9 protein-coding genes are annotated in these 9,123 nt (G+C 61.9%); 5 read left to right on the forward strand and 4 right to left on the reverse strand.

The window, feature by feature from the left end; genetic code table 11:
• The first annotated feature begins 130 nt into the window (after positions 1-130).
• Entirely contained in the window at positions 131-1,030 is a 900-nt protein-coding gene (locus VJ464_03880; protein HKQ04246.1) for a TPM domain-containing protein, read from the forward strand.
• A 124-nt stretch (positions 1,031-1,154) separates the two neighbouring features.
• Entirely contained in the window at positions 1,155-1,868 is a 714-nt protein-coding gene (locus VJ464_03885) for a hypothetical protein (GenBank protein HKQ04247.1), read from the forward strand.
• A 46-nt stretch (positions 1,869-1,914) separates the two neighbouring features.
• On the opposite strand, the gene VJ464_03890 is transcribed toward VJ464_03885, so the two are convergent.
• From VJ464_03890 to VJ464_03900, 3 genes are all read right to left on the reverse strand, one after another.
• A complete protein-coding gene (locus tag VJ464_03890) occupies positions 1,915-2,778 on the reverse strand; it encodes an LOG family protein (GenBank protein HKQ04248.1) in 864 nt (287 codons plus the stop codon).
• A gap of 30 nt (positions 2,779-2,808) precedes the next feature.
• Positions 2,809-3,825 carry a site-2 protease family protein gene (locus tag VJ464_03895; GenBank protein ID HKQ04249.1) on the reverse strand — a complete coding sequence of 339 codons (1,017 nt, stop codon included), beginning with the start codon at positions 3,823-3,825 and terminating at the stop codon, positions 2,809-2,811.
• A 120-nt stretch (positions 3,826-3,945) separates the two neighbouring features.
• On the reverse strand, positions 3,946-4,209 hold the full coding sequence (locus VJ464_03900; protein ID HKQ04250.1) for an HU family DNA-binding protein: 264 nt from the start codon (positions 4,207-4,209) through the stop codon (positions 3,946-3,948).
• Between the two features lie 229 nt (positions 4,210-4,438).
• Between VJ464_03900 and lepB the strand changes: the two genes are divergently transcribed.
• The 3 genes from lepB (at position 4,439) to carA (ending at position 7,681) form a co-directional block, all read left to right on the forward strand.
• The gene (gene lepB, locus VJ464_03905; GenBank protein HKQ04251.1) at positions 4,439-5,140 is read left to right on the forward strand and encodes a signal peptidase I; all 702 of its coding nucleotides are present in this window, start codon (positions 4,439-4,441) and stop codon (positions 5,138-5,140) included.
• A 128-nt stretch (positions 5,141-5,268) separates the two neighbouring features.
• Positions 5,269-6,567, forward strand: a complete 1,299-nt coding sequence (locus VJ464_03910) for a tetratricopeptide repeat protein (GenBank protein HKQ04252.1) — start codon at positions 5,269-5,271, stop codon at positions 6,565-6,567.
• Between the two features lie 7 nt (positions 6,568-6,574).
• Positions 6,575-7,681, forward strand: coding sequence for a glutamine-hydrolyzing carbamoyl-phosphate synthase small subunit (gene carA, locus VJ464_03915; GenBank protein HKQ04253.1), 1,107 nt, complete (start codon positions 6,575-6,577; stop codon positions 7,679-7,681).
• A gap of 76 nt (positions 7,682-7,757) precedes the next feature.
• Here the strand turns inward: carA and VJ464_03920 are convergent, their stop codons facing one another.
• Positions 7,758-8,969 carry an AI-2E family transporter gene (locus VJ464_03920; GenBank protein HKQ04254.1) on the reverse strand — a complete coding sequence of 404 codons (1,212 nt, stop codon included), beginning with the start codon at positions 8,967-8,969 and terminating at the stop codon, positions 7,758-7,760.
• Between the last annotated feature and the right edge of the window lie 154 nt (positions 8,970-9,123).

The following is a 9,123-nucleotide window of genomic DNA, read 5'->3' on the forward strand; positions in this document are numbered from 1 at the left end:
TCAGCTATCATTAAAGCGTATGAGCGAAATCGTCAGAGGGAGCCTGCCGCAGTCGTCAAGCTGCGCCGAACCGTTCATCATCGGGCTGACAGGCCGCGATGAATATAGAGCGCGGCGAGGTTTTCATTTAATGACCGTAGCACTCAAGAGAACACTGCTTTGCCTCAGCCTGATTCTTGCCTTAGCGGCGGTGGCGCTGGCGCAGCCGCAGTTGCCCGCCTACACGGGCATGGTCAACGATTTTGCCGGCAAGCTGAGCGCCGACAAGCGCCAGCAGCTTGAAAGCCTGCTCGAAAACTTTCGCGCCCGCAGCGGCGTCGAAATCGCCGTCGTCACCATGCCCTTTGATGATATGCAAGGCTACCCGATTGAAGACTACAGCCTGCAACTGGCGCGTAAGTGGGGCGTCGGCGGTGATGCGCAAAAGCGCGCCCTGTTGTTGCTGGTCGCCATCAAAGAGCCGAACACCGGCGGCTATGCGGACAATCTTTATCACGGCGGCACGCGGTTAGAGGTCAGCCGCCATCTTGAAGGCGACCTCCCCGATGGGCTGTCGGGCGAGATCATTCGCAAGATGCGTGGGGATTTCCAGCAAGGCAATTTCGACCAGGCGCTGACCGTGGGCACCCAGACGATCCTGGCGACGCTTGCCGAAAAGCTCGGCATCTCGATGGAAGGCATCGATGCGACGCAAGCCTATCGCGCTCCGACGCGCCGCCCGCAGCGCAGCCGCGGCGGCATCTCGCCGGTGATGATCATCGTGATCGTTTTCATCTTTCTCGTCATTTTTAATGCGCTTGGGCGCGGCGGGCGCGGCGGCCCCGGAGGCGGTTACCGCCGTCGCGGCGGTCTCGGCTGGCTAATCTTGCCGATGATCTTCGGCGGGCGCGGCGGCGGCTTTGGCGGCGGCGGCTGGGGCGGTTCGAGCGGCGGCAGTTGGGGCGGCAGTGATGGCGGCGGCGGTGGCGGCTTTGGCGGCTTCGGCGGCGGCGGTGATTTCGGCGGCGGCGGCGCCAGCGATAGCTGGTAGATTGAAATGATGAACGATGAACGATGAGCTGCCAGAGCCTGCGCCCTTTGCAGTTCGATAGCTTTTCTTTAATTCATCATTCATTATACATCGTTCATCATTTTGATGGCGGAGGGTGAGCAACGTGGCGGATGAGTTAAAGCGATTGGTTGACGCGCTGGCGGCGGCGCACGGCGACAATCTCAGGTCGGTTGTGCTTTACGGCGCGTCGGTGGTGAGCGGGCTGGTGGATGACGAAGTGCCAAAGCGCATTCTGGTCGTGCTAGACCGAATCGCTCCTCATGATCTACATGTCGCCCAGCCGCTCGCCGAAAATTGGCGGCTCGAAGGTAATCCGCTGCCGGTCTATTTCACCACGGAAGAGATCGCCGACGCCGCCGACGTCTTTCCTATCGAGTTCATCGATATGAGCCAGGTTCGCCATGTGCTGTACGGCAAAGACCCCTTCGAGCGCCTCGACATTCAGACGCACAACCTGCGCCATCAACTCGAATACGAGCTGCGCGCCAAGCTGCTGCGCCTGCGGCGGCTGGCGATTGCGGCGGCGCACAACCCGCAGCGGCTCACAGAGCTGATGGCCAACTCGCTCGACAGCTTTGCCGTGCTCTTTCGCCATGTGCTGGCGATGGCCGGCCACGACGCGCCGTTTGCCCGACGCGATTGTGTGATGAAAACCGCTGAAGTATTGAAGCTCGATCAGAAAGTCTTCGCGCGCATCTTCGAGTACGCCGACACCGAAGGCGTCGGGCTGCAATCGGAGACCGATGCGACCTTCGCCGGTTATCTGAAACAGATCGAGCGCGTCATTGACGTGGTGGATAAACTCCCCGATGAATAAATCATGATGGCGGTAAGCCGACGGCGGAAGCCGTTGGCTTGATGGCTCAGGTTAGCTTCACTTCTTCCAGGCCCTTTGGCGTCAGATAGAGCTCTTCGAGCTGGTTGGTCAGGTAGGTGAATGCATCGTCTACCGAATCGGTCATGTGAAAAATGTTCAGGTCGTTCGGGCTGACGACGCCCCAGCGCACCAGCGCGCCAAAGTCAATCACCTCTTCCCAGAACGCCTTGCCGAAGAGGATCACCGGCATCCGCTTGCCGGGCTTCTTCGTCTGAATCAGCGTCAACACCTCGAACATTTCATCCATCGTGCCGAAGCCGCCGGGGAAGACCACCAGCGCCTTCGCCGGGTAGACGAACCAGAACTTCCGCATGAAGAAATAGTGGAAGTTGAAAATCAGGTCGCGCGAAACATAGGGATTGACGCCCTGCTCGAACGGCAGCTCAATGTTCAGGCCGATGGTCTTGCCGCGCGCCTGAGATGCGCCGCGATTGGCCGCTTCCATCATGCCGCCCGAGCCGCCCGAACAGACGATGAAGTGATGCTGCCCGGTCAACCCCTTAGACCATTCGGTGACCCGCCGCGCCAGCTCCATGGCGTCGGCGTAATAACGCGCCAGCTTGACGGCGTATTCAGCGCGCGACTGCTCGGCCTCAAGCTCCGCGGTCAGCGCGCCGGCTTCACCGAGGCGCTGTTTAAGCGCGCCCATCCGCATGGCCGCAGCCTCCGGCGACACCGAGCGCGCCGACCCGAAAAAGACGATGGTGTCGCGGATGCGGTTGTGGCGCAGGCGCGAGGCCGGTTCGAGATATTCCGAGAGGATGCGCAGGATGCGCGCTTCGGGGCCTTTCAGGAATTCGGCATTGAGATAAGCCAGCGGCGGCTCGGTAAAGTGATTGGCCTCGGACATTCTTCTCTCCAGGCGCGCCGGCTGGCGCGCTTAAAGCGTGATAGCCGGGAAAGGCATGAAGCAAAGCAGGAAGACAATTAACGCAACGATGGCGAGAATGATGCGCCCACGCCCGAGCGCCTCGTCTTCGCTGACCTGCGGGTGGCCGACTTTGAGCAGGAACAGCAGCACCAGCGTCCAGAGGCCATAGACCGGCAGTTCCCATTTGACGTAGGCAGTGATCGATAGCGCCGCCGTCGCCACGACCACAGCGCGCGAAACCCATTTGTGAATTCGCTTACCAAGCACCGCATAGAGCACATGGCCGCCGTCAAGCTGGCCGACGGGAAAGAGGTTCAGCGCCGTCACGAACAGCGTCCCCCACGCCGCCCAGTAGATCGGATTCCAATCGATCATCGCCGGCGTTCCCAGTGCCCAGGCAATGAGCTTGAACAGCGGCGGGTCCAAGAACTGTGTGCTTTTGGTCGGCAAGCTTTCGACGAAAGGCGCGGGCTTCGCGATTGCCAGGCCGATGATCGAAGCCGGCAAGGCGACGGCGAAACCGGCGAGCGGCCCGGCGATGCCAATGTCAAATAGCGCGCGGCGCGAGGGGATCGGCTCTTTGATCTTGATCACCGCGCCGAATGTGCCGAACAGCGTCACCGCCGGCGGCGCGGGAATAAAGAACGGCAGCGTCGCGCGAATGCCATAATAACGACAGGCGAAATAGTGGCCGAACTCGTGCGCCGCCAGAATCACCAGCAGCGTCGTCGTGAAGATCAGCCCTTGCGTCAGCGGGAAGAGGTTCCCTGCAAGCGTTTCGCGAACCACTGCAACCGTTGGCGCGATGAACAGGTCGAGTATTGAATTAATCGGCGGGTTCACCACCCATGACCCGCCGGTCAGCGTGGTCGTGACGACGGTGGCGAGGAAGTAAAGGACGTGTTTCCGAATGCGCCGCGCCGACAGTTCGCTTTCAGGCGAGTCGATGAAAACGACTTCACGATCAAACGCGGAGGGCGCGGCGGGAACTTCGCTGAGGCGATACGACGGCTCGGTATTTTCCACCCTTCAAGGATACATCTGCGGAGCGGCGGGATGTCAACAGCAGGGGTCAGTTGCCAGTTGCCAGTTATCCGTTTTCCCTGAATGCTGAAGCCGCAATAACCAACGACTGGCGACTGACTACTAAGCCTGCAATTCTTTGCCGGGCTTGAAGCGGATCGTCTTGCCGGGCGGGATGTCTGTGACTTCGCCCGTGCGCGGGTTGCGGCCGACGCCGCGCTTGCGCGGTTTGACGACGAAGACGCCGAAGCCGCGCAGTTCGATGCGTTCGCCGCGCGCCAGAGCCTCTTTCATCGAATGAAAGAGCGCGTCCACGGCCTGTTCCGCCTTCATCTTCGGCACGCCCGTGCGGTCTGCGACGCGGTTGACGATGTCGAGTTTGATCACGCTCTTGTTGGCCTCCGTCCCTGTTGCCGGGTGTAGGGAATTGATTTGAGTTTTCGTGTGCCTGTGCCTGACAAACGATAATAGAGACGCGCCGCAAACGCTGTCAAGCAATCGCTTGCGCCCGCGCCGAAACTCGCTCGCGTTGACAAAGCGCGCGGCGCGCGGCTAACCTCGAAACACATGATCCGTCAGATAAATTCCAGACGAACGGACGAGAAACCGGCAAGCCATGTTCAAGCGTAACAGGTCGCGCAGCCCGCAGTTCGGCGACATCGGAATCGAGGACGACCGCGACATCGAAGTGCAGCGGCTCGACATCGAATCGCGCCGCCACTTCTGGGCGGAATCGCGGCTGCTCCTGCGCGATCTCCTGTTCGCCCTGCTCGTCGCCGCGCTGTTCGTCGTCTTCGTCGTGCAGCCCGTCAAGGTCGAAGGCACATCGATGCTGCCGCGCCTGCACGACGGCGAGCGCATCTTCGTCAACAAACTGGTCTACTACCACATCCCGAAAATTGATCGCGGCGACATCGTCGTCTTCTGGTTCCCGGACGACCCGGACAAGAGTTACATCAAACGCATCATCGGCCTGCCGGGCGAACTCGTCGAAGTGCGAGGCGGGCGCATCCACGTCAACGGGCAGATGCTCGACGAGCCGTATCTCGACCCGCAACTCAACGTCGGGCGGATGACGCTGCCGCCGACGCTCGTCAAACAGCACTACTATTTCGTGATGGGCGACAACCGCGACAATTCGAGCGACTCGCGCATCTGGGGGCAAGTGCCCGAAAAATACATCTACGGCAAGGCGCTCCTGCGCTACTGGCCGATCTCGCAGGCGACCATCATCCGCCACGAGACCGACTACGCGCTCACCGCGCCCGCCCTCATGCCCACGCCCGCCGAGCCGGACGAGGAAGAGGTTGAGCCGTAGAACCGTCCGTCGTCAGTGGTCAGTTGTCCGTTGCATGTCGTTCATCAGCCGACAACTAAAGATGAAGGTTTCAAGTTAAATAAGCACGAAACAACTGACCACTGACAACTGACTACTGACAGCTTTTTATGCTCGACTGGTTGAAGCCGTTCTTCATGATGTTCTACGCGCCCGTGCGCGCGTCGGGCTTGGTGCGCGACCGCGCGCCGCTCGGCTTTGCCCTCGTCGCGGCGTTCGTCGTGCAGTTGGCCTACACGTTCCACGCCGAGTGGAATTATCTGGTGGGGGACATGGCGTTCGGCGGCGCGTTCGCGAGTTTCGGCGTCGCGCGCGGCGCGGCGGGGACGCTCCTCTTGCTCGCCGCCGTGTTCGTCCCGGTCTTGATCCTCTTCGCCAACCTCTTCGAACGCAGGGGCAGCTTCGGCCTCGTGTTGCAACAGGAGTTCGCGCCGCTCGCCTCCGCCATCTTCTACGCGTGGACGGCGGCGCACATCCTCGCGTTCCCGCTGGCCTTCCTCGCCCGCGCGAGCGGCTTTGAAGCGAACACGATCAAGGAAAGCCAGCAGTGGACGCAAGTTTTCGCCGCGCGACAACAAGTGCCGCCCGAAGCCCTTGAGCAGATGCTCGACCCGCGCCAGTACGCCGAAAGTTTCGCGCTGATGCTGGTGCTTCCGTTCTTCGCGGTGTGGGCGATCATCGCCGTGCGACAGGTGTTTCGCATCACTTGGCCGCGCGCGATCGCGGCGGTCGTCGGGGGCGGCGCGGTGATGATGTTCGTCGCGCCGATCATTAGGCAACTCGGCGGGCTGCTCACGTCGCCGTTCCTGCTGGTGATGCTGTTCCTCTTGCTGCGCGGCTACTTCGGCGAAGTGATGCGCACGCAGCGCGCGCGCGTCTCCTTTCGTCACAACCTCGAAGCCGCCACGCTCAACCCGGCGGACGCCTCCGCGCACTACAACCTCGGCCTCATTCACCTCCAACGCAAGGAACTCGACGAGGCGAAGGCCCGTTTCACGCGCGCCGTCGAGATAGACGCCGACGAGGTTGACTCGCACTTCCAACTCGGTCGCATCAGTCGGATGCAGAACGATCTGACGGGCGCGATCACACACTTCGAGCAGGTCGTCGCGCGCGACGAACAACACGCGCAGCACGAAATCTGGCGCGAGATCGGCGCGACCTACTTGGCGGCAGGCCAACACGCCGACGCGCACGACGCGCTCGAACGCTTTCTCTCGCGCCGTCAATCCGACCCCGAAGGGCTATATCTCGCGGGGCGCGCGCTCGCCGGGATGGGACGCCCGCGCGAGGCGGCAGACCTCATGCGCGCCTGCATCGAGGCCGTCAAGACCGCGCCCGCCTACAAGTACCGCGCCGAAAAACGCTGGCTCAACGAGGCGCAACAGTTCCTGCGGACGCAAGCCTGAACAAATTATGACTGAACAAAAAGGCGCGCTGCTCGCGCTCGAAGATGGACGGACGTTTCGCGGTCGCTCGTGGGGGGCGGAGGGCGAGACGTGCGGCGAGATGGTCTTTAACACTTCGATGTCAGGCTATCAGGAAGTTCTGACCGACCCGTCCTACGCCGGGCAGATCGTCTGCATGACCTACCCGCTCATCGGCAACTACGGCGTGAACGCTGCCGACGCCGAATCGCGCCGCCCGTGGGTGGAGGGCTTCGTCGTGCGCGAGGCGAGTCGTATGGCTTCCAACTGGCGTTCGGAAGAGACGCTGGACGCTTACCTGAAACGCTGGCGCATCGTCGCCATCGATCACGTAGACACGCGCGCCCTCGTCCGTCACATACGCGACAGGGGTGCGATGCGCGCGTGCCTTTCGACGGTTGATTTGAATGTTGAAAGTTTGGTCGAGAAGGCGCGCGCGTCCGAGTCGATGGAGAACAGGGAACTGGCGAGCGCGGTGACGTGCGAACGACCCTTTGAAGTTCCGGCGGAAGGCGCGGAGCGTTTCCATGTCGTCTGTTACGACTTCGGCGTGAAGCTAAACAGCTTGCGCGAGTTCGCGCGGCTCGGCTGTCGTCTGACGGTCGTGCCCGCTTCGATGTCGGCGTCGGAAGTTCTGGCGATGCGACCCGACGGCATCTTTCTCTCGAACGGGCCGGGCGATCCGGCTTCGATGACGCAGGTGGTCGAAGAGATCAGCCGCGTCGCAAACTCGGGCGTGCCGACGTTCGGCATCTGCTTCGGCCACCAACTCTTGGGACGCGCCTTCGGCGGCACGACCTACAAACTGCGCTTCGGCCATCGCGGCGGCAACCAACCCGTGCGCGAACAGGCGACCGGCACAATCGAGATCACCTCGCACAATCACGGCTTCGCCGTACAGGCCGACAGCCTCCCGCCGGACGTGGAAGTCACGCACATCAACCTCAACGACAACTGCGTCGAAGGGATGCGACACAAACAGTTGCCCGTCTTCTCCGTCCAGTACCACCCCGAAGCCGCGCCGGGGCCCCACGACGCCGCGCACCACTTCCGACGCTTCATCGAGTTGATGGAACAGACCGCGAGGCAAAAGTGAAAAGCTAAAAGGCGAAAGAAGAAGCCGAAAACGTAAAGGCAAAAGATGAAGACGGAGGGGCGCGAATGTCTCCGTCTTACTTTTGCCTTTTCACTTTCGCCTTTTTACTTTCCGCGACGGGGTCTTCGGCGGGTTGCAGGAGCGTGGCGACGAGTCCTTCGTCCGCGCCTTTGTGCTCCATCCAGTGGCGGTAGCCGACGGAGATGATGGCGATGACGGGGATGGCGAGGAAGATTCCGGCGACGCCCGCCAGTTCCGCGCCGCACAGGATGGCGAGGATGACGGCCAGCGGGTGGAGGTGGATGCCCTGACCGATGATGCGCGGGTAGAGCACGTAGTCTTGCACGACGCGCAGGACGGCGAGGAAGACGAAGACGGCGAAGGCTTGCCCCGAAGAGTGGAAACTGGAGACGACGACGGCCAGAATCCCCACCGTCAGCGGCCCGACGAGGGGGATGAATTCCAAAAATCCGGCGAGTATGCCGAGCACCAGCCCGTAAGGCACGCCGATGATGATGAAGCCGAGCGTGCAGATCACGCCGATCAAAAAGCACGCGATCAACTGCGCGCGGATGTACGCGGCGAGCGCGCTGTTGACGTCCTGAAACAACTCGTCGCCGCGCCAGCGGATGCGCCCGCGCGGGAGCATCTGCAAGGCCGAGCGGCGGAAGCTGTCGGCGTCTTTCAGAAGGAAGAAGGCGAGTATCGGGATCAAGATCAGCCACGGGGCGTAGACGACCGCGAACGTGCCCGTCGAGACGGCGACGGCTCTCGCGTAGCCGCTGATCGTTTCGATGGTTTGCGAGACGGTGGCCTTGACCGACTCGCGCGCGCCCGGCGGGATGCGTTGGTAGAGTCGTTCCAGTCTCTGCGCCCGCTCCGAAATGCTTTTCGAGTAGGCGGGGGCTTGCTGGCCGAGTCCGGTGATCTGTTCGCCGACCTGCGGGAGCAGCAGGTAGACGGCGAGGCCGAGTCCGCCGAAGAGCAGCAGGTAGACGATGCCGATGGCGAGCGTGCGCGGGATGAGGTGTTGACGCTCGCGCCCGGCGAGTCTGACGGGGCGGTGGAAGAGTTCGACCAGCGGCGCGATCAGGTAGGCGAAAAAGATCGAGAGCACCAGCAGCAGGATCACGCCTTCGAGCAGGTACAACGCCCAGATCGCGCCCGCCACCGCCAGTATGATCAAGATCAGGCGCAGCACGGCGCGCGTCTGCGGCCACGTCGCCTCCGCCGCCGCGACAGCCGCCGTCTCCGCCATCTCTTTTCGTTCGGCCTTCTGCTCAACCATAAAATCAAACGATGAAGTAGGAACGATGAACGATGAACGGAAGCACTCAAGCGAGTGAAGGCTTCCGTTCATCGTTCATCGTTCCTACTTCATCGTTTGATTTTATGGTTGAGCAGAAGGCCGAACGAAAAGAGATGGCGGAGACGGCGGCTGT

It is taken from the genome of Blastocatellia bacterium (genome assembly GCA_035275065.1).
Taxonomy (GTDB): Bacteria; Acidobacteriota; Blastocatellia; order UBA7656; family UBA7656; genus DATENM01.

Coding starts and splice junctions, on each gene's coding strand:
- VJ464_03880 (HKQ04246.1), top strand. CDS start 131: ATGACCGTAGCACTCAAGAGAACACTGCTTTGCCTCAGCCTGATTCTT.
- VJ464_03890 (HKQ04248.1), bottom strand. CDS start 2,778: ATGTCCGAGGCCAATCACTTTACCGAGCCGCCGCTGGCTTATCTCAAT.
- lepB (HKQ04251.1), top strand. CDS start 4,439: ATGTTCAAGCGTAACAGGTCGCGCAGCCCGCAGTTCGGCGACATCGGA.
- VJ464_03910 (HKQ04252.1), top strand. CDS start 5,269: ATGCTCGACTGGTTGAAGCCGTTCTTCATGATGTTCTACGCGCCCGTG.
- carA (HKQ04253.1), top strand. CDS start 6,575: ATGACTGAACAAAAAGGCGCGCTGCTCGCGCTCGAAGATGGACGGACG.
- VJ464_03920 (HKQ04254.1), bottom strand. CDS start 8,969: ATGGTTGAGCAGAAGGCCGAACGAAAAGAGATGGCGGAGACGGCGGCT.